Below are 25,347 nucleotides of genomic sequence, written 5' to 3' on the forward strand. Positions count from 1 at the left end.
GGCGACCGCGTCGACGATCTGCAACGCCCGGTCCAGGGAACCGTTGTGGTTGCCCGACATCTCGGCGATGATGAACGGCCGATGCCCCGGCCCGACCTGCTGGTCACCGATCCTGATCGTGTTCTTGTCCGTCATGAGACCGAGTCTGGTGCGTACGCCCTGGGCCGGTCCAAGACATGGGGACACGGCAGTGACAGGATCTGGTTATGAATCCAGGTCAGGAGGGGTCCGCCGCGGACGACATCGACCTGCGGCTGCTGCGGTACTTCCTCGTTCTCGCCGAGGAGCTGCACTTCACCCGGGCAGCTCAGCGGCTGTTCGTCTCCCAGCCCGCGTTGAGCAATCAGATCCGCCGCCTGGAGCGGTACGCCGGGAGCCCCCTGTTCGACCGGACCACCCGGGGCGTCGAGCTGACCGACGCGGGCCGGTCGTTCCGCCCGTACGCCGAACGTGCCGTCGCCGCGCTGCGGGCGGGGTTGGCCGCGATGGGGGACGACCTGGCGATCCGAGTCGACGTGCTGGACGCCGAGCTGGCCACCCCGCGAGCCGTGCTCAGCCGCCTGCGCCGGGCACAGTCGCAGGCCCGGGTGGTCGTCGGCGCGGAAGGCAGCGTCAGTCAACGTCGCCGGATCCTCGCCGGCGACCTGGACGCCGGGTTCTGCGGGCTCGGCGCGGTGACGCCCGATCTCGCGTACGCGGTGGTGCGGCACGAGCCGGTGGACCTCATCCTGCCGGCCGGGCATCGGCTGGCGCGCCGCCGTCGTGTCCCGTTCGCCGACCTCGCGGGGGAGAGCTTCTACCTGCCGAACGAGGGGCTGGCCCCGGAATGGAACGCCTTCGTGGCCGACGCCTGCCATCGGGCCGGCTTCGAACCCATCCGGTACGCGGTCAGCACCGCCACCGCGACGGCGGCGCTGGACCTGGTCGCCGAGGGCGTCTGCGTGACGCTGAGTCTGCGCTCGACGCCGCATCCGGCGGGCACCGTGCGGCGACGCCTCGATCCCGAGCTGAGCGGCGAGCGCGCGTATGCCTGGGTGCTGGTGTGGCATCCGGACCGGGCGGATGCCGAGCCGGTGCGGTTGATCCGGGAGTCCGTGGCGCTGACCAGGCGCGAGGAGGAGTGGGAGTAAGTTTCACTTGCCAAGGTGGAAAGTTATCCCCTAAGCTTTCCGGTATGGAAAGTATTGACGTCGCCGCTCAGCTGCAAGCCGTCGAGCGCGGCGAGGCCGCCCCCTACATCAGCTACCCGCCGACCCCGCGGTGGTACGCCCCGGTCATCGGCGCCTGGGCCGCCGCGTTCATCGGCGTCTTCACCTGGTGGCGGGAGAACACGGCGCTGTTCACCTCGTTCCTGGTGCTGCTGATCGTCCTCGAAGGGGTGTTCCTGCGCTGGATGCAGCAGCGCCACGGCGCGCTGCCGATGCCGGGCCGGGGCCGGCCGCCGGCCGAGATCGCCGTCGTGTGGCGCGGCTACTTCGCCGGCGTCCTCGTCGTCGCCGCGCTCGTCGGGCTGGTGTGGTGGCTGGCCGGGCTCGGCTTCGCCGCGGCGGCGGCGTTCGTCCTCGTCACCGCCGGATTGGCGTTCTACGAAGCCAAGTACGCCGTCGCCGCGGAACGAGTGAAGGCGCGCCTGCGGTGATCGAGGGCCTGGATCCGGTGATCCACGTGCCGAAGCGGCTGGCGGCGATGGCGATGCTGGCCAACGCCGCCACCGTCTCCTTCCGGTTCCTGCGGGAGCAGCTGGAGATCAGCGAATCGGACCTGTCCAAGCAGATGTCCGCGCTGGAGGCGGCCGGATATGTGAAGGCGACCAAGGACGGGCACGGCCGGGGCGCCACCACCACATACGCCATGACGAAGGAAGGCCGGCGGGCGTACCAGGAGCACTGCGCCGCGCTGCGGAAACTCATCGGCCAGCCGTGACCTGGGCCTGTCGGGCCGCCGTGACCCGGGCTTGTCGTAGTGGGCGGATAAGGTGCCGGAATGGCGACCAAGGTGATCTTCCGCACGGTCAACCTCGACTGCTCCGACGCTCACGCGATGGCCCGGTTCTACGGCGGACTGCTCGGCTGGGAGCCGACCGACGTCGAGCCGGACTGGGTGCTGATGCGCGATCCGGGCGGGGCGACCGGTCTGTCGTTCCAGCAGACCCCGGACTTCGTCCCGCCCGTTTGGCCCGAGGAACTCGGACGCCAGCAGAAGATGATCCACCTCGATCTGAAGGTGGAGCCCGGCGAGGGCCAGGACGAGCAAGCGGCGCTGGCCGACGCGGTCGCGCTGGCGCTCTCGCTCGGCGGGACGCTCCCCGAGCCGCAGGGGCGCGACGATCTGCGCGTGGTCCTCGACCCGTCCGGGCATCCGCTCTGTCTGTTCCTGGTGTGACCACTCGACGTTCTGGGGTGGACGCTCGACTTCCTGTGTGATCACTCGACGATGGGGGAGCAGATGACCGACTTCGCACCGCAGACCGCGACCGGCAAGGTGCTCTGGCACTTCACGATGTCGCTGGACGGTTTCGTGGCCGGGCCGGAACACGAGATGGACTGGCTGGCCGGGATCACCGCCCGGCCCGGTCTGATCGACGAGTACGTCCGGACCACCGGTGCGATCCTCGGCGGCCGGGACGGGTGGGATGTGATCAAGGGCGCCCGGCCCTACGGCGGGGACTGGGACGGGCCGATCTTCGTGCTCACCCACCACCCTGAGGACGCCACCCCGGCCGACGGCGTCACCTTCCTCAGCTGTGACGTCGCCGAGGCGGCGCGGATCGCCCTCGAAGCGGCCGACGGGAAGAACCTCGAGATCTTCTCGCCGACGATCGGGCGGCAGCTGCTCGAACTCGGCCTCATCGACGAGATCGACCTGCACATCGCGCCGGTCCTGCTCGGTGCGGGCAAACGGCTCTACGACAACCCGGGCGGGCCGGCGATCCGGCTGGAACGCGTCGGCGACGGTGAACCTCGCGCGGTCGTCAACGTGCGCTACCGGCCGATCGCGGACTGACCTCGCCAAGCCGGGCGGCGGTCCGGCCCACCAGCGGGGCGAGTGTCCTACAGCGAGGGACGGAGATGGGCGGCGAGTAGCGCGTCGACGAGCTGCTCGATCGGCGGCCACGGTACCCCCGCCCGGTCCTGACGCAGCAGCACCATCCCGTGCAGCGCGGCCCAGAGGCATAGCGTCGTCACAGAGATAGCCGAGACAACTGAAACGGCCGAGGCGGCGGGCTGCTCACCGGTGCAGGCGCGTACGGCCGCATCGAATGTGGACAAGGCGAGCAGCCGCGATCCGGGGTCGACAGGCTGAACGGGTTCGGTGAACATCACGCGGTACTGCCGGGGCCGTCGCTCGGCGAATCGGCAGTAGGCCAGGCACATCGCCCGTAGCCGGGCGGTGGGCGTACGCCCGGTGGCGGCAGCCAGGTCGTCGGCCAGCTCGGCGAACCGTGTCTCGCAGACCGCGCCAAGCAGGCGGCTCTTGTCCGGGAAGTGCAGATAGAGGCTCTGCGGGGCGATGCCGGCTCGGCGGGCGACCGCGCGCAACGACGGACCGTCGTCGGCCGGCTCTTCTTCCAGCAGGGCGGCGGCCGCCGCGACCAGTTCGTCTCGCAGGCGGTCGCCTTCGCCACGGCGGTTGCGTACGCGGGGGGTGGTCACGATTGACAACGTTAGCAGACAGGCGTCTACTGAAGTCCGTCAGCAGACATCTGTCTACTTACGGAGCGCCTGTGACCACCACCCTTCACCGTGTCGTCCACGCGAGCGTGCTGCTCGACTTCGGCGGTGCGCGCATCCTCACCGACCCGTGGTTCGCCGAATGGCCCGGCTACCGCCACGGCGAGCCGACTGCGTACGCGAGCGCCGCTGATCTGCCCGAGCTGACGGGGGTGGTCATCAGCCACGGCCACCACGATCACTGCGACGTCGCCGGGTTGGCGGCGTACCGGGACAAGGCGGTCCCGATCGCGACGATCGCGGGTGTCGGGAAGCGGCTGCGGGCGGCCGGGTTCACCAACGTCGTCGAGCTGGCCCCGTGGCAGACCGTCGACTTCGGACCGGTACGCGTCACCGCCACCCCCGCACGGCACGGCGTGCCGGAGTCGACCTTCGTGCTGACCGGCGACGGCCACTCGGTCTTCTTCGGGGCCGACACGCTCCGCATCCCTGAACTGGACGAGGTCGCCCGGCGGTTCGACCTCGATCTGGCGCTGCTGCCGATCAACGGTCTGCGTATCCGTCCGTTCAACCGGCAGGTCGTCATGGACGCCGAGCAGGCGGCCGAGCTGACCAGAGTCTTGCGCCCCCGGTACGCCGTCCCGATCCACTACGCGTTCACGGCGGGCCCGGTCGGCGACCGGTTGTTCGTCCGGCACGAGCGGCTGCGGCCGGACCGTTTCGTGGACGCCGTCGCGGCTCTCGCGCCCGAGACGGCGGTACGCGTCCTGGCGACCGGGGCGCTTCTCACCCTCTGAACGCTGCGTAGACAGTGTCTATCGCGGTGTGGTAGACAGCGTCTACGGCATGCGATCATGGAAGGTGACGTCGATGCGTGGTTCTCAAGTCGTCTCAGCGGGCCATTTCCAGCCCGAGAAGGTCGTCACGAACGACGACCTCGCGCAGCTCGTCGACACCAATGACGAATGGATCCGCAGCCGCGTCGGCATCGCCGAACGCTGCATCGGCGGCCCGGACGAACCGCTCGACCTGCTGGCCGCCGAGGCCGCCGCCGACGCGTTGCGGCAGGGCGGCATCGACCCGGCCGAGGTCGACCTGGTGATCGTGGCGACCTGCACGGCGATCGACCGCAGCCCCAACATCGCCGCCCGGGTGGCCCGCCGGCTCGGCCTGGGCTCGCCCGCGGTCATGGATGTCAACGTGGCCTGCTCCGGCTTCGGGCACGCGTTGGCCACCGCCGACGCGCTCATCCGGGTCGGCTCGGCGTCGACCGCCGTCGTGATCGGGGCGGAGCGGCTGTCCGACTTCACCGACTGGACCGACCGGACGACGTGTGTACTGATCGGCGACGGTGCGGGCGCGGTCGTGCTCACGGCGAGCGATGAGCCCGCGGTCAGCCCGGTCGTCTGGGGATCGTTCCCGGAGATGGGCGACGCCGTCGTGATCGAGGGCGACCAGAAGTTCACCCAGGCCGGGCAGAAGGTCTACCGCTGGGCCACCACGACGCTGCCCGGCATCGCCCACCAGATCTGCGCCGCCGCCGGCGTCACCCCGGAGGACCTCGGTGGCATCGTCCTCCACCAGGCCAACCTGCGCATCATCGAACCCGTCGCGCAGAAGATCGGCGCGCCCAAGGCGATCGTCGCCCGGGACGTCACCGAGTCGGGCAACACCTCGGCCGCGAGCATTCCGATCGCGCTGTCCAAACTGCTGCGGAGCGGTGAGATCGCCTCGGGCGAACCGGTGCTGCTGCTCGGCTTCGGCGGCGGGCTGGCGTACGCGGGCCAAGTGATCCGCTGGCCGTGATCCGTCGGAGCGCCCACGTGGCATCCGAAGGGAAACCCCATGAACACCTATCTCACGCACGACGGCGCTGAACTCCACTACGAGCGGTCGGACTCCGCCGACGGCGAGCCGATCATCGTCCTCGCCGGCGGCGCGGCCGCTCATCCGTCCTACTTGGACGACCTGGCCGGGCTGTCCGGCGTACGCCCGCTGGTGGTCCCGCATCTGCGCGGGGTCGGCGACTCGCCGTTGCCCGCCGATCCCGAGGTCGCCTCGTTCTGGCGGCAGGCCGAGGACGTCGACCGGCTCCGGCGGCATCTCGGGCTCGATCGCGTCGTCCTGCTCGGTCACTCGGCCGGTACGCGGCTGGCGATCAGCTATGCGGCCCAGTTCCCGGCGTACGTGGGCGGACTCGTGCTGGTCACGCCGCCGACCGGGTACCTGATCCCGGGCGGGCCCGGGGTCGATCGCGTGACCGACGCCCGGCACGGCGATCCCGCCTTCGACGCCGCGTACGCGGCCTGGCAGACCGGTCCCGAGCAGCTGGACGACGACGGGCTCACCGAGTGGTACGGCCGCATCGCGCCGATGTCGTACGCGACGTGGGGCCCGGCCGAGCAGGCGCACTCCCAGAAGTTCCGCTACCGGTTCGCCGCGAACCGGGCCTACTTCAGCGTCGACCCACCGGACGACCTCGCCGCCCGGCTGCGAGCCGTCGAGGCTCCGGTGCTGGTGGTCGCGGGCGCGCAGGACACCGGCGTCGGCGTCGGCCCGGCCACCGAGCTGGCCCGGCTGTTCCCGGCCGGGGAGATCGCCGTGATCGACGGCAGCGGCCACTTCCCCTGGTTCGAACAGCCCGCCGCGTTCCGCTCTACAGTAGACGCATTCCTATGAGACCAGCCGGGTCTGCCACGCCCACGCGGCGATCTCGACGCGGTTGCGTACGCCGAGCTTGGCCTGGATGCCAGACACGTGGCTCTTCACTGTGCTGAGCGAGATGAACAGCTCGGCGGCGATCTCCTGATTGGTCAGTCCCCGGGCGATCGCCCGGACGACGTCCAGCTCCCGGTCGGACAGCTTGCGCCACGGCTTGACCGGGTCGACCGCCGTCGACGTGGTGATGTGCCGCAACAGCCGCACGGTGATCGACGGTGAGATGAGGGAGTCGCCGGCATGGGCGGCGCGGACGGCCTCGGCCAGCAGCGCCGGCCCGGAGTCCTTCAATAGGAACCCGGCCGCGCCGTCCCGCAGCGCACCGTAGACGTATTCGTCGAGGTCGAACGTGGTGACCACGACGACCCGCAGCGGCGCCGTGACGCCGGGCCCAGCCAGGGCCCGGGTCACGGCCAGCCCGTCCAGCCGGGGCATCCGGATGTCGACCAGGCAGACGTCCGGCCGCAGCCGCCGCGCCTGCTCGATCGCGTCGACACCGTCCGCCGCCTCGCCGACGACGGTGATGTCCGGCTGGTCGGACAGGATCAGTCGCAGCCCACTGCGGACCATCGCCTGGTCATCGGCGATCAGCACGCTGATGGTCATGCCGCACCCACGGGCACAAAGCAAAGGACGCTGAGGGTCATGCCGCACCACCCGAGCCTGGGAGGACCGCGCGGACGACCCAGCCTCGCGGCCCGGGTCCGGCGTCGAGCGTCCCACCGAGCGCCTCGACGCGTTCGCGCATGCCGAGCAGCCCGTGTCCGTCCCCGGTGGACGAAGGTCCGGGGCGCCGGGGGTCTCCGTCGTCGGCGACCTCCACCGTGACCACTCCAGGGGACTCGGCGAGACCGACCGTGACGTGGCGGGCCGACGGGGCGTGCCGGGCCACGTTCGTCAGCGACTCCTGCACGATGCGATAGACGGTCGCGGCCAGCTCGGGCGGCCAGTCCACGCCGGACGTGAAGCCGGGTGGCGTACGCAGGTCGACGGCCGGGCCGGGGAACCGCCGCACCAGGTCCGCCAGGCTCTCGGGCTGCGGCGTGGTCGGCGGGGCGTCGCCGGAGTCGCGCAGCACCCCGACCACCCGTCGCGTCGCGGTGAGCGCCTCGGCCGCGGCCGTTTCGATCTGGTCCAGTGCCCCGGTGACCTCGGCCGGCCGGGTACGCGCGACGATCCGGGCCGCCTGGGCCTGCACGACGATCCCGGTCAGGTGATGGGCGGCGACGTCATGCAGCTCGCGGGCCAGCGCCACCCGCTCGTCTCGGCGTACGCGCTCGGCGGCGAACCGGCGGCGCAGGTCGACCAGCCGCAGCAGCAATCCGGCGGCCACCGCGCCGAACCAGCCGGCCGCGGCGAACGCCGTGATCACGTCGGAGGAGGTCGCCGGGGCGAGCAGGTGACTGCCGACCACGATCACCGCGTAGCCGATGGTCAGGCCGACGCCCCACCCGGTGGACAGCCGCCGGATCGCCGAGCCCACGAGAACCGACAGCGCCAGGATCATCGCCGGGCCGGGCTCGCGGGGGAGTTCGGCGGCCGACGCGATCGGGACCGCGACGGCCGCCACGCCTAACGCGCACAATGCGGCGGCCGGGCCGCGTAGCCGGTCCCGGACCAGGGCGAACACCGCCGTCGCGGCGCCCGCCGAGATGTCGAACAGAGCAGCCGGGCCGCCCCAGGTGATCGAGACGGCAAGCGCCACACCCGCCAGGACGACGGCGAACGCGGCGGCCAGTGCCGCGTTCGCGGCGGAGACGAGGCGTCGCTCGAACTGCTCCCAGGTAGTCACGCGGCCACGCTACCCAGCCGGTGAGCTGCGCCGTCACCGCCGAAAGTAGGGTTCGCCGCTGGGCGTACCCCTTCTTCGGACCGATGCGCGCGGATCCGGCGGGGACCGACGCTGGGCCGCATGTCAACGCAAGCATTGTGGGCCAGGGCCCTCACCAAACGGTACGGCCGGCGCACCGCGCTGGCCGATTGTCACCTGGCCGTGCCGCCGGGCCGGATCGTGGGCCTGGTGGGCCCGAACGGCGCGGGCAAGTCCACGTTGTTGCAGCTCATCTGTGGTCTGATCGAGCCGAGCAGTGGCGAGCTGACGGTGCTCGGCCGTCGGCCGGGTGCGGATCCGGCGGCCATCGGCTTCGTCGCGCAGGACACGCCGGTCTATGCGGGCCTCACCGTCGGCGAGCACCTGAAGATGGGCGAGCGGCTGAATCCGCGCTGGGACGGGGCCCTGGCCCGGCGCCGGATCGAGCAGCTCGGGCTGCACCCGGGACAGCGCGCCGGGCGGTTGTCCGGCGGCCAGCGCGCGCAGCTCGCGCTCACCGTGGCGGCGGCCAAACGACCCGACCTGCTGGTGCTCGACGAACCGGCGGCGGCGCTGGATCCGTTGGCCCGCAACGCGTTCATGACCAGTCTCGTGGAGTTCGTCGCCGACCTCGGCGCGAGCGCCGTGCTGTCCTCACACCTGATGTCCGATGTAGAGCGAGCCTGCGACTACCTCGTGCTGTTGCGCGACGGCCAGGTTCAGCTCGCCGGTGAGGTCGACGACATCCTCGCCCGCCATGGCCGCGGTCCCGGCCACCTCGAAGAGATCGCGCTCGGCTACATGGGAGGGTCCCGATGATCTGGCTCAGCTGGCGGCAATTCCGGACCTCCGCGCTGGCCGGGCTGATCGCCCTGGTCGCGTCCGCGCTTCCGCTGCTCCTTTTAGGAGTACGCCTGAGGCAGTCCCGTCGTTCGTACCTCGCGTCCTGTGTAGACGCGGCGGGCTGTGCCGACGCGCTGCGGCAGTTCGCCGCCGAGCACCAGAACACGCTGCTGTTCATCGACGCGGGAGTGTTGCTGGTGCCCGCCCTGATCGGCATGTTCTGGGGCGCGCCGTTGATCGCCCGGGAGTTCGAGGCGGGCACTCATCGTCTGGTGTGGAGTCAAAGCATCCGGCGGCAGCGGTGGCTCACGCTCAAGCTGCTGGTCGTCGCGTCGGCCGTCGTCGTCACGGCGTCCTTGCTGAGCTTGGTGTTGAGCTGGGCGGCGAGCCCGGTCGACACGGCGGCGGGGGACCGGTTCACCACGATCGTCTTCGGCGCGCGGCATCTCGTGCCGGTGGCGTACGCCGTCTTCGGGTTCGCTGCCGGAGCGGTCCTCGGGCTGCTGATCCGGCGCACCGTGCCCGCGATGGCGCTGACCGGGCTGCTCGTGATCGTCATGCAGTTCGCCGTGGCCAACGCCGTACGCCCGCACCTGTTGCCACCGCGGACGGAGACCCGCGCGATGACGGTGTCCGCTATCAACGAATTGCGAGGATTGGGAGGTCTGACCAATCGACCCTCGGTACGCGGTCTGACCGTGCCGGACGCGTGGGTGACGTCGGTCACCGATCTGCGTACGCCCGACGGCAAGACGCTTGATCCGGGGGTGTTCGGCGACTGCATCGCGCCTGGCCGGCCTGCTGGTTCGTCGGGCGGGTCCGGCAGCGGCGGCACCTTCGGCGCGGCGGCGGACTGTCTGGCGGCGCACGACCTGCACGTCGACGTGGAGTACCAGCCGAACCGGCGGTACTGGCCGTTCCAGCTCCTGGAATCGGCCCTTCTGCTGGGGCTGGCCGTGATCGCGGCCGGTTTCGGCTGGTGGCGGCTCGGCCGCCGGGCCTGATCTGCCGGGCCGCTTCGGGGTGCGGCTCTCTTCGGGTGGCACCGGGTCGCTAGGGCGCTCGTGCGCTTCGGGGTGCCGGGTCGCTTCGGGGGCAGGGTCGCTTTGGGGACAGGGTCGCTTCGGGTGGTGCCGGGTCAGGTGAGGCCGACCTGGTGCCGCCCGGAGCAGTCCTGGTCCGTGTGGTTCAGCGCGTGACAAGGCGACATGTGATCTCCGGCGTCGGAGACCTCCGCGAAGTCACGGGGTCGCTGGTCAGCGGGCTCGTTCCGGGATAGGTCGGCGACGATGGTCTGGCCAGGCTCGGTGATCATGGCCTGTCCATACCCACCTGCGCGGTTCGGTAACCGCGCAAGATCGAGTTCCAGGGGTGGTCGTGGTCACATCCGGCCGGTTCGGGGTTTGCGTTCGAGCGCGCTCAAAGCCATAGCGTCGCCGTCATGACACAGACGCAGTCCCAGTCGGGGACACAGCCGCAGAGCTTGACGTGGATCATCACCGGGGCGTCCCGGGGCTTCGGCCGGGCGCTCACCGAGAAGGCGCTGGCGAACGGGGACATCGTCGTCGCGGCGGTGCGACGGCCCGAGAGCCTGGCCGACCTGGCGGCGAAGTATCCGGACACCTGCCTGGTCACGGCGTACGACGCGCGGGACGTCACCGCCGCCGCCGGACTCGTCCGGCAGACCGTCGAGCGGTTCGACCGGATCGACGTGCTCGTCAACAACGCCGGCCGGGCGGTCGTCGGCGCGGTCGAGGAGGTCAGCGACGCCCAGCTGCGCGAACTGATGGACCTACACCTGTTCGGCCCGGCCGCGCTCGTCCGGGCGGTGCTGCCGGTGATGCGCGCTCAGGGATCAGGGTCCGTCGTCCAGATGAGCAGCCAGGGCGGCCGGACGTCGTTCCCCGGGGTGGCGGCGTACTCGGCCTCGAAGTTCGCGCTGGAAGGCTGGTCGGAGGCGCTGGCCGGGGAGGTCGCGCAGTTCGGCATCGGCGTCATGATCGTCGAGCCCAGCCGGTTCCGCACCGAGTTCAACGCCGGCGACACGCTCGAATTCGCCGGCCCCTCCGCCGCGTACGCCCAGGTGCTCGCGGCCGTCCGGGCGGACATGGCCGGCGCCGACGGACGCCAGGAGGGCGACCCCGACCGGGCGGCCGAGATCATCGTCTCGCTGGTGCACGGCGGCTCGCTGCCGCTGCGGCTGCCCCTGGGAAGGGAGGCGGTCGAGCGGATCTCCGGGGCGTACCGGCGAGGCCTGGCCGAGGTGGAACGCTGGGCGGACACCGCCCGCAGCGCCGACTTCGACGACGTGCCGCCGTCGTCACGCCCGGTCTAGGCTCGTGGGCATGGCAACGGAAGACCTGATGACGCGGGTGCTGGAGACTTTCGGTGAGGACGATCCGCTGTCGGTCGACGCCATCCACCGGCTCACCGGCCTGACGGAGATGCCTGCGGCGATGGCGATAACCGAGGTCGCCGACCTGCTGGACATCTCCCCGCACACGTTGCGCTACTACGAGCGGGCGGGCCTGGTCGAGGTGGCCCGGGACGCCAACGGCTACCGGGTCTACGACGCGGACGCCGTGCGGCGGCTCGTCTTCCTGACCCGGATGCGGCTGTCCGGGATGCCCATGCGGGATCTGCAGCACTACATCGAGCTGGTCGACGCCGGACCGGACACGGTGCCCGAGCGGCTGGACATGCTGCTCGAGCACCGTGACATCATCCGCCGTCGCATCCGGGAACTGACGCTGTCGCTGGCCGCGACCGAATACAAGATCGCGACGTACGGCGGTGAGACCGGCCCGGAAGAGGTGTAGCGCGTCAGGCGGTCCGTAGCGGACGCCCGACCTCGTGCAGGTGGCGCAGTGCGATCGAGTACGACCGGAACAGTCCGCACTCCTCGTAGGGCACGCCGATCTCGGCGCAGAACCGGCGGACGATCGGCTTGGCGCGCCGCAGGTTGGCCGACGGCATACTCGGGAACAAGTGGTGCTCGATCTGGTGGTTCAGCCCGCCGAGCACGACGTCCAGCACCGGGCCGCCGCTCACGTTCCGGGAGGTCAGCACCTGCTTGCGCAGGTAGTCGAGGTCGTCGGTCGCCATCGGCATGCCCTTGTGGTTCGGGGCGAAGGTGCAGCCGAGGTAGAGGCCGAAGGCCGCCTGGTGGATCGCGATGAACGCCAGGCCCTTGCCCAGCGGCAGCACGGTGAACACCGCGCCGAGGTACGCCGCGAAGTGGAGGGCGAACAGCACGGCCTCGGCCGCCCGGTGGCGCATGCCGCCCTTGCGCAGCGCCCGGGCCCCGGAGACGTGCAGGTTCAACCCTTCCAGCAACAGCAACGGGAAGAACAGGTACGCCTGGAACCGCCCGACGAACCGAGGCAGTCCCTTGGCCGCCCGCGCCTGGTCGGTGGACCAGATGAGGATGTCGGGGGAGACGTCGGGGTCGTGATCCTCGTGGTTGGGGTTGGCGTGGTGCCGGGTGTGCTTGTCCATCCACCAGCCGTAACTCATGCCGATGCCGAGGTTGCCCGCCAGCAGCCCGGCGACCTCGCTCGCCCGGCGGCCGCTGAACACCTGGCGGTGCGCCAGATCGTGGGCGACCAGGGCCACCTGGGCGAACACGGCGGCGAGAGCGACGGCGACCAGCAGCTGAAGCCAGGAGTCGCCGATCAGGGCGAAGGCCGCCCAGGCTCCGGCGTACGCCGCGACCACCAGCCCGATGCGCAGGGTGTAGTAACCGGGTCGCCGATCCAGCAGACCGGCCCGTTTGACCCGGTCGGACAGGCGGGCGAAGTCGCTGCCGCGGAAGGTGGCCGGACGGGCGAGGGCCGTCGTATCAGTCATGATCCCAGCCTCGTGGCCAGGCGGATCGTTCAGAATCCCGCTGACCCCCGAACCCGGGGTGGGGCTGCCCCCAGTCTGTTTCCTCGTGCTCGCATCAGCCGGGCAGGCCGGACGGCTCACGCCCGGCCCGCCGCCGCGCTGCTCAGTCCCTGACTCGGTCCGTGACTCAGTCCGTGACTCAGTTCGTGACGCAGGTCGTCTGGGCGATGTAGAGGCCGGGCTCGGACGTCTCCGTCAGGACGGCGACCGGGTGGGTGCCCTCGGCACAGGTCGAGACGTACTTCCAGTAGCGGTAGTAGGGGCTCCACTCGCAGGAGTAGACGTTCTGATCGTGGTTGGCCGGGTACTGGCCGAACATGTACTTGCCGTCGGCCAGGCAGCCCCAATAAGTCTGGTCGGCGTGCGCCGGTGTGGCGGTCAGGGTGAGCCCGGACAGCGCGGTGACGACACCGACAGCCAGGGTGAGAACGCGACGTCGCATGGATGACCCTCCTCCAGATAGTTTAGGCGTTGACTAAACTATCTGGACGGTCGACCGACTGTCCAGACTGGATTCACGTACACTTCCGCGCATGCCGTCCTCGGAGAGCCTGCGCGCCGTACGCGAGAAGACCGTCCTGGATCACTTCCGCGACGAGGTGCGGCAGGAATGGGACGACGTGCTGTCGACGTTCCCGCACCCGCGTTACGAACTGGTGCCGACGATGACCGTGCACGACGGCGACACCGCCGTCCGCGGCTACTACCACGACACCCGGGTCGCGTTCCCCGACCAGCACCACGAGATCATCGCGCTGCGGCACGCCGACGACGCCGTGATCGTCGAGTTCTGGCTCATGGGTACACACCAGGGCCCGCTCGGCAAGATCCCGCCGACCGGCGGCTCGTTCCGGGTGCGGATGACGGCGTACTTCATCTTCGAGGACGAGACGCTGGTCTGCGAACGGGTCTACTTCGACACCCTGAGCATGCTGCGGCAGCTGATCGGCGGGCTCGACCGCCGCAACCCGCGCAACTGGCTCCTGATGGTGCGGTGCCTACGCGGGCTGCTGGCGATGTCGGGCGGCGAACCCGATCCGGCGCTCACCCGCTGATCCCCCGCGACTGATCACCCGCTGCTGATCAATCGGCGCTATTCGGTGCAGCGGGTGAGGGAGACGCCGCGGTCCAGGCCCACCATGGCGATGACCAGGAAGCACTGCCGACCGATGCCCCGCGCGTACACGGTCGCCTCGGTTGCTCCGGCAGGGGCGGTCACCAGCGGTTGCCCCTGACCGTCCTGGACGCGTACGACGAGGAAGGTCGCCTCGCCGTCGGTGGCGTCGAACCACGTCACCACCACGGAGCCCCCCGTACGCCGGAGGTCGATGATCGACGGGGCGATCTCGGGCTTGTTGAGGTTGCGGCTCGGCGACGGCTGCCTCGACGCCGTCGGCCTGGTCGTCGAGGTGTTCGGCGGCTGCGTGCTGGGCTTGGCCGTGGGTTGCGTACTCGGCTGGTTCGTCCGCTGAGTTGCCGGCGGTGTCGTCAGCGGTGTCGTCGGCTGGGACACGGGCACCGTCAGGGTGGGCCACAGGCTCGTCACGCCGAGCGCCACTCCGACGAGGACCGTTCCAGTCGCCGCCGCGACGGTCGCCTTACGCCCCACCGCTCGCCCTGCCCTTGTGCGGGCGCGGCGGATCAGGGTTCCGGGTCGAATCTTGGCCCAAGATTCGACCGAGATCCGTGATCCAGTGCCAAAGGGGCTGGCGGGGGTGGCGGCTGCCGCTGCGGCGGCGACCAGGCGGCCCAGCGAGGTCGGCGACATGTCGCGTACCGGCTGGCGGATCGTGACCTCCGACGACGTCGCCCCACCCACCGCGGGCGTTGCGGATGCAGGGGTGGGGGCCGAGGTGCGTTCCGCTGATGCGATGCGGCGCAGCTCGTCGCGGATCTCCAACGCGGTGGCGTACCGGTCCTCGGCCGCCGGGCTCAGGCAGCGGTCGATCACCGCGCGCAGGTCGGCTGGCACGTCCGGCCGGGTCAGCGGGCGCGGCGGCTCCTCGCGTACGCGACGGACGTAGGCCAGGAACGTGTTGTCGTCACCGGTGTGCGGCGGTTCGCCGTCGAGGAGCGTGAACAGCGTCGAGCCCAGCGCCCAGACGTCGTCGGCGACGGTGGGCGTACGCCCTTCGAGGACCTGGGGCGAGGCGTGCTGAACGGTGAACCAGTCCAGCGACTGGGTGTGCGGGACGGCGTCGATCGACCGGGCGATGCCGAAGTCGGCGACCACGTAGGAGGTGGGCAGGACGAGGATGTTCTGCGGTTTGACGTCCCGATGCAGGACGCCTTGGCTGTGGGCGAAGGCGAGCGCGTCGGCGACGACCGCACCGGCTTCCAGGACGGTGCCGATCGGCAGCGGGCCGCGCGCGTGCAACTGGTCGTGCAGCGATCCGGCGTCGTAGAACTCCATCACGATGCACGGGCGGCCGTCGGAGGTGACCGCCGTGCCGAGGACCTGGACGATGTGCGGATGGCGGCGGCCGAGCCGGACGGTCAGCTCCACCTCACGTTCGAACCGAGCCAGCGCGGCCGGATCGGTCAGCTGCAACACTTTCAGCGCGACCGGCCGGTTCAGCGCCTCCTGGTACCCGCGGTAGACGACGCTGCCGGCGCTGCGGGCGACCTCGGTCAGCTCGCGATATCCGGGGACCTGCGGACCTGGCTGGTTCGGCACGGGTTCGCCCGCGGTCGTCATGTCCTCTGCTCCTCGTGCAGGATGCCCTTCTCGATGGCGAGCCGGGTCAGGTCGGGACGCCGGCGACGCCCGGTCTTCTGCCGGATGTGGTCCAGGTGCGACCGCACGGTGCGTACGCTGATCGCCAGCCGGTCGGCGATGTCCCGGTCCCGCTGCCCGGCCGCCAGCAACGCCAGCACCTGTCGTTCCCGTGTGGACAGTTCGACCGGCGGCTCGAACTGCCGCTGCCGGGCATCGAGCAGGAACGCCGCCAGTCCCGGCGCGACATACCGGCGGCCCTGGGCGACCTGGCGAGCCGCCCGGCGTACCTCCTCGGCGTCGGCGTCCTTGGTCAGATAGCCGTCCGCTCCGGCGGCCAGCGCCGACAGCACGTCGGTGTGCCGGGACGACGCCGCGATCACCAGTACGCGAAACCCCATGCCCGTCACCGTGGTGACCGCCTCCGGCCCCCGCAGGCGCGGCAGCTGCAGATCGAGCGTCACCAGAGCGCCCGGCGGAACGCGGTAGGCGGCGAACTCCTCGACCGAGCCGGCCGACACTCCGACCCGCAGGTCCGGACCGCCGTCGAGGACGCGTACGAGGGCCGCCCGGAACAGTGGATGGCCGTCGACCACGTGCGCCTCGAACTGCGCCTCCATCATCAAGCCCACCTCCCCTTCGGACGGAATTCGAAGCCGGGGAAGGCTTGGATGGGTCACTGCCCGAATCGGATCGAGCGGTGCTCAACCGCTGGCGCCGGGTCGCAGGACGCCGTAGATTGCGAACGCGGCCACGAGGAGCGCGGCGGCGATCACTCCGATGCCGAAGGCGACCACGAAGGCGCGAGCCGGCGGCGTCGGCGGATTGGCCTGACCGGCTTGCAGGGCCGATACGACCCGGCGGCGCAGAAAACGGTGCGCCTGAAGCTGATCCCGCTGCGTCCACACTGGAGGCACCCATTCCTTCGCTACCGGGCGATCCGCCGTTGACCGGTTCGCCGCTGGATCTGTTGCTGCCGGGACTGACCACCACCGCGTACGCCGATCGCGCAGGGCAGCGCGTGGGCGTACTGGGCTGGGCGGCGGGCCGGACCTCCGCGTGGAGCGTCCTGCTGCGGCTCGACGGCGTACGCGAGCCGGCCGGGCTCCTCGGCCCGCTCTCGGAAGGGCTGATCGCCGGGGACGTCCCGGTGGCGGCCACCCAGCTCGTCCGGTGGTCGGTGCCGCGACCGGGGGATCGGCCGGAAACCTGGGACGTGTGCTGGGTCGCCGCCCGGCTGGACCCTGTCCAGGCCACGGCGGCGGTGGCAGCCCGCGGCGGTGGAGTCACCGGCGCGGTGCACGCGACGGGCGTCGCCGGGCTGCGGCTGGCCCTGCGCCTGCGGGCCGCCGGGTACGCCGTCCGCCCCGTCGAGGAGGACCGGCTGCGCCCGGAGTTGGCCGCCTCGCTGGGCGCGCCAGATGCCGTGGTGCTCCCGGCGAAGCACGCGTGGTCGGTCGGCCCACTGCGGCACGTCGCGTTCCGCGTACCGGGGCAGGCCGACGAGGCGCTCTGGGCCGTCCGGCCCGGCCCGCCGGCGCTGAGCAGTTGCCTGGCCGTCCAGGTGACTCCGGCGCGTACGGGAGCCAAGATTCGGGCGACGTTGCGCATCAGTGTGGCGACCGAACCGGACCGGGTCGCCGTCGAGGACGCCGTCCGCCGGAGCCTGGGCGGACTGGATCGGCGGCTCACCGCGATGACCGGCGATCAGGCGCAGGGTGTGCTGGCGACGCTGCCGCTCGGTGTCTACTGAGGAGCGCTTCATCGGGTCAGCCCCCGGATGCGGGCATACGCGTCGAGCACGGCGAGCGCGGTGGGCAACAGCCCGATGAGGGCGGCGAATTCGAGGATGTCGAGCAGCCGCAGCAGGTAGGGCGACGGCGGCTGGTCCGGGCGTACTGCCGTGACGAGTCCGGCGAGCGCCCCGGCGGCCAGCACCGTGATCAGGACGAGCCGGGCGGGGTCGCCGGAGTTCGCCAGCATCGCCCCGGCCGCTGCCAGCACGGCCAACCCGCCCGACAGCAGCACCACTCGTTGTCCGACTTGGACATAAGCGCGTACGCGCAACGCCAGCGCGATCCCGGCCAACACGGCCAGCGCGAGCGACCACGGCCGTCCCAGCCGCAGCAGTACGCCCACCGCACCGACCTCGACGGCGACCACCCCGGCGAGCAGGCCGGTCAGCATCCGGGCGGACACCTTCGCAGCGGCCACCACGTCAGCCCCAGCCGCCGGGCGGATGTCGGTCGCCAACGCCGACTGGTCAGCGGGCAGCCGAGGCAACGGCAGACGGCCGAGCCGCACTGCGATCCCGGGCATGACGAGGGTCAGGACGGGTAGGACAGCGATCATCGGGGCCACCGCGATCGGCCCGGCGACCGTGGTGAGCAGCGCCGTGCCGAGGCCCAGCACGCCGGCCACTACGAGGCCGGCGAACCAGACGCGGGCGGCCGGCACGAGCACCAGCGCGCACAGGGCGTACCCGGTGATCGCGGCGGTGCCGGCGACCGCCCAGCTCACTCCCGCGAGCGGTGCGGCCGCGGCGACCGCCGGAACCCCGGTCGCCGCGAGGACGGTGCTCGCCGCCGACCCACGGGAGGACCGGGCGAGGGCGATCGCGGCCAGCAGGCAGCCGACCGCCACCGCGGCCCGCCCGACCAGGGGAAGCGCTGCCACCAGTCCGGTCACCGCCAGCGCCGCGACGGCGAGCCCCGCCCGCCGCGCGTGCTCCGGCCGCCACCGGCTCGCCGCGTGCGCCGCCACGACCGCGTCGGCCACGTCGTCGAAGAGCACCGGAAGCGGACCGCCCCCTTGGGCGTACAAGTGGAGGACCTCGCCGTCGCGGATGCCCGCGCTGGCGACCGTGGAGCCGGGGTCGAACGGCTCGTCGCCGAGCCGGCCGAGGGTCCAGCCGCCGCAGACGGCCCCGGCCATGCGCACGAGCTGGGGGACCAGTTCGGCGACGGTCGCCTGGGGCGGCAGCGAGACGTCGACGCGGGTGGCCGGGGCGGCGATGGTGACGCGGCGCGGGGCGGCGAGCGCGGTGGGTGCGATGTCGACGGTCATCGTGGGTCCGGCAGGTCGGGCAGGCCGGCCTGAGCCGCCGTGACGAGCGGTTCGAAGCGTTGGCGCGTGGCCTCCGCGTGCTGGCGGAGGGCGTCGTTGACGGCTTCGGCGATCAGCGGCCCGAGCCCGTCGGCTCCGTAGCGCCGCAGCGCCTCCGGCGCGACCTTGATCTCGCGGAAGGCGGCCGGGCCACGCAGCGTGGCGGTGACGTCGCCGTGGCGGGAGCGGCCCACCACCTCCAGCCGCTGCAACGCGGTCTGGATCTCCTCGACCTGGCGCTGCTGGTCCCGCAGCCGGCCGAGCATGTCGTCGATCTCGAACATCACGTCCCGACCTTTCCGTCGCCGTCACCGTCGAACTCGATGTCCTGGGTGACCTTCTTGCCGTCGATGACCGCCTCGACCTTCAGCGAGACGTCGTGCTCGGGCCGGGCCAGTTGCACCTCGACCCCGTCCTTGGTCGTCTTGATCACGATGGTGTCGCCTCCGGTCTGTGCCGCTACCGACTGCGCTGTGCCGGTAGCGGTGCCGCCAGAGCTTGCCGTCGCCGGGTCGCGCGCGACCCAGTCGCCGGAGGTGAGCACGCTCGGCGTGAGCGTCTGGCCGGTGCCGATCGTCGAACCAGTCCCACTCGACGTGCTCGCGCCACTCGTCGCAGGCGTACCGTCCATTGTGGAAGCGATGGGCGTCGCATCACCCGCGGCCGGGCCGGTGGGCATCGTGGACGCGGTCTGGAGCGCCTGCTCGGCGGTGGCGCCGGACGAGGTCTTGAGCTGGTCGCTCATCCCGCTGAGGGTGGTGATCAACTGAATGATGATCTTCACGACCATCCCGACGACCAGCCATGACGTGAAGGTGGCGATCGCCTGCCCGCCGAAGGGAATCGACAGCTGGGCGGTCGCGGCGGCGTTGCCGGACTTGACCACGGCGTTGTAGGTCCGCTGTGCCTGCTGGACGAGGTCGGCCACCCGGGCGAGCCATTCCGCCAGGTTCTTGAGCCCGTCGCTGGTGGTCGAGAAGCAGCCGTCGAGGACGAGCAGCCGGTCGACGTTGGCCTGTTTCGCCGCCCCGCTCCACACCGCGTCGATCGCCTTGCGGGCCAACGCGATCCGATCGCTCGGCCCGTTCAGCGCCGAGACGATGTCGAGCACGGCGTCGGCACACTGCCACAGGCTCTGCGGGTCGGCGAGCAGTCGCTGCGCGAGCGTGGTGAGCTGGCCGCCGGTGAGCATGTCGACCACCGGGCCCAGCACCAGGCTCAGCCCCGACGACTGTGCGGTCTGCGCGGTCTGTGCCGTCATCTTCATGGCCGTCGCACCCGCCCGAGATCGGCGGCGGCCTGCTCGTCCAGGGCGGCGTACGCCGCGATCGCGTTCTCGATGGTCATGGTGACCGCCTGGGTCTGCCCCAGGACGGAGCCGAGCGCCTCGGCCAGCCGCCCCAGCACCTCGCGCGCGGCGGCCTGCGCGACGATCCCGGCGAGCCCGGCACTGGGCACGCTCAGGTTGCGCAGCGACCGCAACGCCTCGTACGCACGCAGCAGCTCGCCCGCGATGGCGCCCGTCTCGGCCCGCACCGCGTCGTGCTCCGCTTGATACCCGACGTACCTCATGCGGCCAGCGTAGGAACGCCACCGGGGCGTCCAGAACGGCAGAAATGCCCATGCGGTTGTCCGCATAAGTGTCCAAGGAACGGCCGCGCCGGAGCGGTTTCATGAGGCGATGAGCCTGATGAACCCCGAAGGATTCGACGAGGTCCAGTTGCAGCCACCGCCGCTGCTGCCCCGCGAGGGCGGCTCGGCCTCGTTCACCCAGCTACTGGTGATGGTGCCGCTCATGCTCGGCATGGGCGCGATGACCCTGGTCAACCTGGGCCGGTCCAACACCACGATGTCGTGGCTGTTCGGCGGCCTGTTCGCGGCGTCCACGGCCGGGATGCTCGTCCTGACGCTCACCCGGTCCGGTGCGCAGAAGCGACGGCAGCTCGACGTCGAACGCCGCGACTACCTGCGCTACCTCGCCAACCTGCGGCGGCAGGTGCAGTCGGCCGCTGCGCGGCAGAGCGAGGCGATGATCGACCGGTTGCCGCCGCCGCGGGACCTGTGGAGCCTGGCCGGCACCGCCCGCATGTGGCAGCGTTCGGCGGGCGACCCGGAGTTCGGGCAGGTCCGGATCGGCACCGGACCGCAGCTGCTGGCGACGCCGCTGCGCCCGCCGCAGACGGCCCCGGTGGAAGACCTCGACCCGGTGAGCTCCAGCGCCCTGCGGACCTTCATCCGCACCTTCGGCACGGTCAGCGCGTTGCCGGTCGCGGTCTCGGTCCGGTCGTTCTCCCGGATCACCGTCGAAGGCGAGCGGCCCGAGGTGCTCGGCCTGGCCCGGGCGATCCTGGGTCAACTGGCGATCTTCCATCCGCCGGGCGCGCTGCGGATCGCCTGCCAGGCCGGCGCCGATCGGCAGCGGTCGTGGGAGTGGCTCAAGTGGCTGCCGCACGCCTGCGACGGCGGGCGGATGGACGCCGCCGGTCCGGTCCGGCTCGTCGGCCCGGCCGCCGAACCGCTCGTCGAGCTGCTCGACCTCGACAGCCGCCCGGCGTTCTCGGCGTACGCCGAAGCCGACCCGCACGTCGTGTACATCGTGGACGGAGTGCCGGTGCCGGGCGAGGTCACCGAGGTCGCCGGAGTGACCGTGCTCGACGTCGGCGGCTGGCCCGGCGAACCGGACGGCGCCACCCTGAGCCTGCTCGTCGACGGCGACCGGATCGGGATGCGTACGCCAGAAGGGGTGCGCCCGATCGGCCGCCCCGATCGGCTCGACGAGGCACCGGCGGAGTTCCTCGCGCGGCAGCTGACGTCGCTCAGCCCGACGGTGCAACCGCTGCCGGACCTGAACACCGGGGCCGCACCCGGTCTGGCCGACCTGCTCGGGATCGCCGATCCCCGCGCCGTCGACCCGGCCGTCACCTGGCGCCCCCGCCCGGCTCGGGACCGGTTGCGCGTGCCGATCGGCGTCGACCCCGCGGGCCGCCCGCTGGACCTGGACCTCAAGGAGTCCGCCGAAGGCGGCATGGGCCCGCACGGGCTCGTCATCGGGGCGACCGGTTCGGGCAAGAGCGAGCTGCTGCGTACGCTGGTCACCGGGCTCGCGGTGACGCACTCGTCGGAGGTGCTGAACCTCGCCCTGATCGACTTCAAGGGCGGCGCGACCTTCGCCGGGATGACGGATCTGCCGCACACCTGTGCCGTCATCACCAACCTGTCCGACGACCTCACCATGGTCGACCGCATGGGCGACGCGCTGCGCGGCGAGATGGTACGCCGCCAGGAGCTGCTCCGGTCGGCGGGCAACTTCGCGGCGGTGAAGGACTACGAACGCGCCCGGCTGGCCGGGGCGGACCTCGCACCCCTGCCGTCCCTGATGATCATCATCGACGAGTTCAGCGAGCTGCTGACCAGCCGCCCCGAGTTCGCCGAGCTGTTCGGCATGATCGGCCGCCTCGGCCGCAGCGTCGCCATGCACATGCTGCTCGCCTCGCAGAACCTCGACGAGGGCCGGCTGCGGGGGATCGACACCCATCTGAGCTACCGCATCGCGTTGCGGACCTTCTCCTCGGCCGCCAGCCGAGCCGTGCTCGGGGTGCCCGACGCGTACGAGCTGCCGCCGATCCCGGGTTCGGCGTACCTGCGGACGGACACCGCGACGCTGCTGCGGTTCAAGAGTTCCTATGTGTCCGGACCGCTTCCCGCGCGACGATTCCATGCGACCCAGCCCGCGCCGTTCCGCCACCGGGCGATGCCGTTCCCGTTGATTCCCACACCGGCCGAGGCCACGCCCGAGGACGCCGCCCCCGCGATCGCCCCGCAACCGGACACCGGCGAGACCGTCATGGACGCGATGCTGTCTCGGCTGACCGGCAGCGGCCCGGCGGCCCACCAGATCTGGCTGCCGCCGCTCGCCGATCCGGCCACCGCGGACCAGCTGCTACCCGGCCTGACCGTGACGCCCGACCGTGGCCTCTGCCTGCCGAGCTGGCCCGGCAACGGCCGCCTCACCGTGCCGATCGCCATCGTGGACAAACCGTTCGAGCAACGCCGCGATCTACTGTGGATCGACCTGTCCGGATCCGCCGGGCACGCCGTCGTCGTGGGCGGGCCGCAGAGCGGCAAGAGCACGCTGCTGCGCACGCTGGTCGCGCTGCTCGCGCTCACCCACACCCCGGTCGAGGTCCAGGTCTACCTCCTGGACTTCGGCGGCGGGACACTCACGGGCCTGTCCGGCCTACCGCACATCAGCGGGTACGCCGGGCGCCTGGACGTCGAGAGTTGCCGGCGTACGCTCGCCGAGCTGACGGGGCTGCTCGCCGAACGGGAGCGGATCTTCAGCGAACGCGGGATCGACTCGATGGCCGCGTTCCGCCGACAGCCTCCGCCGCCCGCCGACGGGCGCGTGTTCGGCGACGTGTTCCTCGTCGTCGACGGCTGGCTGACGCTGCGCCAGGAGTTCGAGGAGCTGGAAGAACAGGTCGGTACGCTGGCCGCCCGCGGCCTCGGCTACGGCATCCACGTCGTGCTGGCGGCCAACCGCTGGACCGAGATCCGCCCGGCCCTGCGCGACCTCATCGGCACCCAGGTCGAGCTGCGGCTCGGCGACCCCGCCGATTCGGTCGTCGATCGGCGGGCCGCAGCCAACGTGCCGGTGGGCGTACCGGGGCGGGGGTTGACGGCGGACAAACTGGCCTTCCTCGGCGCCCTGCCCCGGATCGACGGCCGGTCGACCACCGACGACCTCGCCGACGGCGTGGCCGATCTCGTCGCGAAGGTCGGCGGTGGCTGGACCGGGCCGAGCGCGCCCAAACTCCGGCTGCTGCCCCAACTGTTGCCGATCACCGCCCTGCTGTCCGACGCGGGCCCGGCGGTTCAGCCGGGCAGTGGCCGGGTGCCGCTCGGCATCGCCGAGGCCGACCTCGCCCCCGTGTACGCCGACTTCGCCGCCGACCCGCACTTCCTCGCGTTCGGCGACACGGAGTCGGGCAAGACCGGGCTGTTGCGGCTGCTCGCCGCCGGCATCCAGGCTCAGTACAAGCCGGACCAGGCCGCCGTCCTCGTCGTCGACTACCGCCGTAGCCTGCTGGACGCGGTCGCCGCCGACTACCTCCTGGAGTACTGCGGCTCCGATCAGGCGGTCGCGGCGGCGGTGGCCCAGGTCGAACGCGCGATGCGCGAACGGCTGCCCGGACCGGAGATCACTCCGCAGCAACTGCGCGACCGGTCCTGGTGGACCGGCCCGGAGCTGTTCGTGCTCGTCGACGACTACGACCTCGTCGTGACGCCGGCCGGGAACCCGCTCGCCCCGCTGGCCCCGTTGCTGGCCCAGGCCAAGGACATCGGCCTGCACCTGATCCTGACCCGCCGCAGCGGCGGCGCCTCCCGGGCGTTGTTCGAGCCGATCCTGCAACGACTGCGGGATCTGGCGACGCCGGGCCTGGTGCTGTCGGGGTCGAAGGACGAGGGACCGCTGCTCGGCCCGGTCAAGCCGGGACCGTTGCCGCCCGGGCGGGGCCGGCTCGTCACACGCCGGGCCGCGCCGTCGCTCGTCCAGCTCGCCTGGATCGAGCCCACCGGGTAGCGCGATGGGCACTTTTGCCGGGCCGCCGCTCCGCACTTGTGCCGTTCACCAGGGACTCCACCCCGGCTTCAATGGCGTCAGGGGGTCAAACCCCGACCAGAGAAATGCTTTCGACTAGAAGGGAGGTGGCGCGGTGACGGGACCCGGGTTCCAACTCGACACCGCGGCCGCGGCAGCGGCCGTCCGCGCCTACGACGACAGTTCCGACCAGGCTCGCAGCACGATCCAGCAGATGCTGGGCGACGTCGACGCGCTCCGGGCGACCAAGTACGCCGGTCGCCAGGCGCAGGCGCTCGACCGGGCCGTGGAAGGGCTCGACGGCGATCTGAAGAAGCTGGTGCAACTGCTGTCCGACCTGTCGTCGGTGGTCAACAGCACGCAGACCGCCTACACCGAGACCGACGACAGCGTCGCCCAGTCGCTGACGAGCGCGGCCGGCGGCGCGTACGACCGGCTGCGCGGGAACTGAAGGAGGAGACGATGTCGGATTACGTGGTCAGCGTCAACTTCCAGGCGATGTCGGACCTCGCCGCGGCGCTGCGGGCCAAGGCCGCCACGTTCAACCAGCAGATCGACGACGCGAACAGCAAAGCCGGTCCGCTGCGCGACACCTGGGTGCAGTCCGGCAGCCAGGCAGCCGAGAAGTACCAGGAGTACTGGACTCGGCTCCAGCGGGCGGCTCAGGAGCTGTTCGCCGACATCGACCGGCTCGGCTCGGCGTTGGGCCAGGCCGGTCAGGACCAGCAGGCCAATGAGGCGAAGTTCGCCTCCCAGTTCGAGTAGGACGCCATGACGGAGTCGTTCGAGGTTCACCTGAAGTCCCTGCTGGACTTCGCCGCCGAGCTGGAGGGCCAGATGACGGCCCTCGGGCTGCCGAACGACCGCCTGGCCGTCCTCACCGGCGCGCCGATGCCGCTCGGCGACTTCACCGAGGTCGGCGACGAGGCTGGAGACGGTGGCTTTGTTGAGGCCGGTCGCCGCGGCGATGTCGGCACGGGAGCAGGGCGCGTTC

General features: G+C 71.4%; 29 protein-coding genes and 3 pseudogenes. 18 read left to right on the plus strand and 14 right to left on the minus strand.

What is annotated here, in order from left to right:
- Window positions 1-135, minus strand: a pseudogene (locus tag AB0M47_RS32695) (pseudaminic acid synthase); the annotation flags it as partial.
- Between the two features lie 71 nt (window positions 136-206).
- Between AB0M47_RS32695 and AB0M47_RS32700 the strand changes: the two are divergent.
- The 5 genes from AB0M47_RS32700 to AB0M47_RS32720 all read left to right on the plus strand — a co-directional run bounded on the left by AB0M47_RS32700 (window position 207) and on the right by AB0M47_RS32720 (window position 3,003).
- Window positions 207-1,130: a LysR family transcriptional regulator gene (locus AB0M47_RS32700; RefSeq protein ID WP_363420933.1), complete on the plus strand. Its 924-nt coding sequence runs from the start codon at window positions 207-209 to the stop codon at window positions 1,128-1,130.
- Between the two features lie 44 nt (window positions 1,131-1,174).
- A complete protein-coding gene (locus AB0M47_RS32705) occupies window positions 1,175-1,639 on the plus strand; it encodes a hypothetical protein (protein WP_363420935.1) in 465 nt (154 codons plus the stop codon).
- On the plus strand, window positions 1,636-1,923 hold the full coding sequence (locus AB0M47_RS32710) for a transcriptional regulator (RefSeq protein ID WP_363420937.1): 288 nt from the start codon (window positions 1,636-1,638) through the stop codon (window positions 1,921-1,923). Before AB0M47_RS32705 ends, AB0M47_RS32710 begins: the two co-directional genes overlap by 4 nt.
- A 60-nt stretch (window positions 1,924-1,983) precedes the next feature.
- Window positions 1,984-2,382 carry a VOC family protein gene (locus AB0M47_RS32715; protein WP_363420939.1) on the plus strand — a complete coding sequence of 133 codons (399 nt, stop codon included), beginning with the start codon at window positions 1,984-1,986 and terminating at the stop codon, window positions 2,380-2,382.
- A gap of 63 nt (window positions 2,383-2,445) precedes the next feature.
- Window positions 2,446-3,003 carry a dihydrofolate reductase family protein gene (locus AB0M47_RS32720; RefSeq protein WP_363420940.1) on the plus strand — a complete coding sequence of 186 codons (558 nt, stop codon included), beginning with the start codon at window positions 2,446-2,448 and terminating at the stop codon, window positions 3,001-3,003.
- A gap of 47 nt (window positions 3,004-3,050) precedes the next feature.
- Here AB0M47_RS32720 and AB0M47_RS32725 read toward each other — a convergent pair whose 3' ends face one another.
- Window positions 3,051-3,653, minus strand: a complete 603-nt coding sequence (locus AB0M47_RS32725; RefSeq protein ID WP_363420942.1) for a TetR/AcrR family transcriptional regulator — start codon at window positions 3,651-3,653, stop codon at window positions 3,051-3,053.
- A gap of 71 nt (window positions 3,654-3,724) precedes the next feature.
- Between AB0M47_RS32725 and AB0M47_RS32730 the strand changes: the two genes are divergently transcribed.
- The 3 genes from AB0M47_RS32730 to AB0M47_RS32740 all read left to right on the plus strand — a co-directional run bounded on the left by AB0M47_RS32730 (window position 3,725) and on the right by AB0M47_RS32740 (window position 6,350).
- Window positions 3,725-4,468: an MBL fold metallo-hydrolase gene (locus AB0M47_RS32730; protein ID WP_363420944.1), complete on the plus strand. Its 744-nt coding sequence runs from the start codon at window positions 3,725-3,727 to the stop codon at window positions 4,466-4,468.
- A gap of 73 nt (window positions 4,469-4,541) precedes the next feature.
- Window positions 4,542-5,477, plus strand: coding sequence for a beta-ketoacyl-ACP synthase III (locus tag AB0M47_RS32735; RefSeq protein WP_363420946.1), 936 nt, complete (start codon window positions 4,542-4,544; stop codon window positions 5,475-5,477).
- A 39-nt stretch (window positions 5,478-5,516) separates the two neighbouring features.
- Window positions 5,517-6,350, plus strand: coding sequence for an alpha/beta hydrolase (locus AB0M47_RS32740; RefSeq protein ID WP_363420948.1), 834 nt, complete (start codon window positions 5,517-5,519; stop codon window positions 6,348-6,350).
- Here AB0M47_RS32740 and AB0M47_RS32745 read toward each other — a convergent pair.
- Both AB0M47_RS32745 and AB0M47_RS32750 read right to left on the minus strand, forming a co-directional pair.
- Entirely contained in the window at window positions 6,345-6,995 is a 651-nt protein-coding gene (locus tag AB0M47_RS32745) for a response regulator transcription factor (protein ID WP_363420950.1), read from the minus strand. The genes AB0M47_RS32740 and AB0M47_RS32745 overlap by 6 nt on opposite strands.
- A 37-nt stretch (window positions 6,996-7,032) precedes the next feature.
- Window positions 7,033-8,181, minus strand: a complete 1,149-nt coding sequence (locus AB0M47_RS32750) for a histidine kinase (RefSeq protein WP_363420952.1) — start codon at window positions 8,179-8,181, stop codon at window positions 7,033-7,035.
- Window positions 8,182-8,301: 120 nt separating this feature from the next.
- Between AB0M47_RS32750 and AB0M47_RS32755 the strand changes: the two are divergent.
- A pseudogene (locus AB0M47_RS32755) lies at window positions 8,302-8,970 on the plus strand (ABC transporter ATP-binding protein); the annotation flags it as partial.
- A 44-nt stretch (window positions 8,971-9,014) separates the two neighbouring features.
- The gene (locus tag AB0M47_RS32760) at window positions 9,015-10,046 is read left to right on the plus strand and encodes an ABC transporter permease subunit (RefSeq protein ID WP_363420954.1); all 1,032 of its coding nucleotides are present in this window, start codon (window positions 9,015-9,017) and stop codon (window positions 10,044-10,046) included.
- A 134-nt stretch (window positions 10,047-10,180) separates the two neighbouring features.
- Here the strand turns inward: AB0M47_RS32760 and AB0M47_RS32765 are convergent, their stop codons facing one another.
- The gene (locus AB0M47_RS32765) at window positions 10,181-10,357 is read right to left on the minus strand and encodes a hypothetical protein (protein WP_363420956.1); all 177 of its coding nucleotides are present in this window, start codon (window positions 10,355-10,357) and stop codon (window positions 10,181-10,183) included.
- 126 nt (window positions 10,358-10,483) lie between these two features.
- Between AB0M47_RS32765 and AB0M47_RS32770 the strand changes: the two genes are divergently transcribed.
- Together AB0M47_RS32770 and AB0M47_RS32775 are read left to right on the plus strand one after the other, a co-directional pair.
- Window positions 10,484-11,377 (plus strand): SDR family NAD(P)-dependent oxidoreductase, encoded by an 894-nt coding sequence (locus AB0M47_RS32770; protein ID WP_363420958.1) that lies wholly within the window; start codon window positions 10,484-10,486, stop codon window positions 11,375-11,377.
- Window positions 11,378-11,387: 10 nt separating this feature from the next.
- A complete protein-coding gene (locus tag AB0M47_RS32775) occupies window positions 11,388-11,861 on the plus strand; it encodes a MerR family transcriptional regulator (protein WP_363420960.1) in 474 nt (157 codons plus the stop codon).
- Between the two features lie 4 nt (window positions 11,862-11,865).
- Here the strand turns inward: AB0M47_RS32775 and AB0M47_RS32780 are convergent, their stop codons facing one another.
- Together AB0M47_RS32780 and AB0M47_RS32785 are read right to left on the minus strand one after the other, a co-directional pair.
- Window positions 11,866-12,891 carry an acyl-CoA desaturase gene (locus AB0M47_RS32780; RefSeq protein ID WP_363420962.1) on the minus strand — a complete coding sequence of 342 codons (1,026 nt, stop codon included), beginning with the start codon at window positions 12,889-12,891 and terminating at the stop codon, window positions 11,866-11,868.
- Between the two features lie 178 nt (window positions 12,892-13,069).
- Complete coding sequence (locus AB0M47_RS32785; RefSeq protein WP_363420964.1) at window positions 13,070-13,372, minus strand: hypothetical protein; 303 nt, start codon at window positions 13,370-13,372, stop codon at window positions 13,070-13,072.
- Between the two features lie 91 nt (window positions 13,373-13,463).
- Between AB0M47_RS32785 and AB0M47_RS32790 the strand changes: the two genes are divergently transcribed.
- The gene (locus AB0M47_RS32790) at window positions 13,464-13,985 is read left to right on the plus strand and encodes an ester cyclase (RefSeq protein ID WP_363420967.1); all 522 of its coding nucleotides are present in this window, start codon (window positions 13,464-13,466) and stop codon (window positions 13,983-13,985) included.
- A 38-nt stretch (window positions 13,986-14,023) separates the two neighbouring features.
- On the opposite strand, the gene AB0M47_RS32795 is transcribed toward AB0M47_RS32790, so the two are convergent.
- The 3 genes from AB0M47_RS32795 to AB0M47_RS32805 form a co-directional block, all read right to left on the minus strand.
- A complete protein-coding gene (locus AB0M47_RS32795) occupies window positions 14,024-15,628 on the minus strand; it encodes a serine/threonine-protein kinase (protein WP_363420969.1) in 1,605 nt (534 codons plus the stop codon).
- Window positions 15,625-16,269, minus strand: coding sequence for a response regulator transcription factor (locus AB0M47_RS32800; RefSeq protein WP_253750007.1), 645 nt, complete (start codon window positions 16,267-16,269; stop codon window positions 15,625-15,627). The genes AB0M47_RS32795 and AB0M47_RS32800 overlap by 4 nt, the downstream gene beginning before the upstream one ends.
- A gap of 81 nt (window positions 16,270-16,350) precedes the next feature.
- Window positions 16,351-16,554, minus strand: a complete 204-nt coding sequence (locus AB0M47_RS32805) for a type VII secretion protein EccB (RefSeq protein ID WP_363420971.1) — start codon at window positions 16,552-16,554, stop codon at window positions 16,351-16,353.
- Window positions 16,555-16,592: 38 nt separating this feature from the next.
- On the opposite strand from AB0M47_RS32805, the gene AB0M47_RS32810 reads away from it, so the two are divergent.
- Window positions 16,593-17,399: a type VII secretion protein EccE gene (locus AB0M47_RS32810; protein ID WP_363420973.1), complete on the plus strand. Its 807-nt coding sequence runs from the start codon at window positions 16,593-16,595 to the stop codon at window positions 17,397-17,399.
- Between the two features lie 8 nt (window positions 17,400-17,407).
- Here the strand turns inward: AB0M47_RS32810 and eccD are convergent, their stop codons facing one another.
- From eccD to AB0M47_RS32830, 4 genes are read right to left on the minus strand one after another with little or no spacing between them, the layout of a single operon-like run.
- Window positions 17,408-18,712 carry a type VII secretion integral membrane protein EccD gene (eccD, locus tag AB0M47_RS32815; protein ID WP_363420976.1) on the minus strand — a complete coding sequence of 435 codons (1,305 nt, stop codon included), beginning with the start codon at window positions 18,710-18,712 and terminating at the stop codon, window positions 17,408-17,410.
- Complete coding sequence (locus AB0M47_RS32820; RefSeq protein ID WP_363420985.1) at window positions 18,709-19,035, minus strand: YbaB/EbfC family nucleoid-associated protein; 327 nt, start codon at window positions 19,033-19,035, stop codon at window positions 18,709-18,711. The genes eccD and AB0M47_RS32820 overlap by 4 nt, the downstream gene beginning before the upstream one ends.
- On the minus strand, window positions 19,035-20,018 hold the full coding sequence (locus AB0M47_RS32825; protein WP_363420978.1) for a hypothetical protein: 984 nt from the start codon (window positions 20,016-20,018) through the stop codon (window positions 19,035-19,037). Before AB0M47_RS32825 ends, AB0M47_RS32820 begins: the two co-directional genes overlap by 1 nt.
- Window positions 20,015-20,323 (minus strand): hypothetical protein, encoded by a 309-nt coding sequence (locus AB0M47_RS32830; RefSeq protein ID WP_363420980.1) that lies wholly within the window; start codon window positions 20,321-20,323, stop codon window positions 20,015-20,017. Before AB0M47_RS32830 ends, AB0M47_RS32825 begins: the two co-directional genes overlap by 4 nt.
- Window positions 20,324-20,432: 109 nt before the next feature.
- Between AB0M47_RS32830 and eccCa the strand changes: the two genes are divergently transcribed.
- The 4 genes and pseudogenes from eccCa to AB0M47_RS32850 all read left to right on the plus strand — a co-directional run.
- Complete coding sequence (eccCa, locus tag AB0M47_RS32835) at window positions 20,433-24,335, plus strand: type VII secretion protein EccCa (RefSeq protein ID WP_363420981.1); 3,903 nt, start codon at window positions 20,433-20,435, stop codon at window positions 24,333-24,335.
- 133 nt (window positions 24,336-24,468) lie between these two features.
- The gene (locus AB0M47_RS32840; protein WP_363420983.1) at window positions 24,469-24,804 is read left to right on the plus strand and encodes a WXG100 family type VII secretion target; all 336 of its coding nucleotides are present in this window, start codon (window positions 24,469-24,471) and stop codon (window positions 24,802-24,804) included.
- Between the two features lie 11 nt (window positions 24,805-24,815).
- Complete coding sequence (locus tag AB0M47_RS32845) at window positions 24,816-25,118, plus strand: WXG100 family type VII secretion target (RefSeq protein ID WP_253750028.1); 303 nt, start codon at window positions 24,816-24,818, stop codon at window positions 25,116-25,118.
- Between the two features lie 6 nt (window positions 25,119-25,124).
- Window positions 25,125-25,347 (plus strand): annotated as a pseudogene (locus AB0M47_RS32850) (hypothetical protein); the annotation flags it as partial.

Source organism: Hamadaea sp. NPDC051192, assembly GCF_040682475.1.
Lineage (GTDB): Bacteria > Actinomycetota > Actinomycetes > Mycobacteriales > Micromonosporaceae > Hamadaea > Hamadaea flava.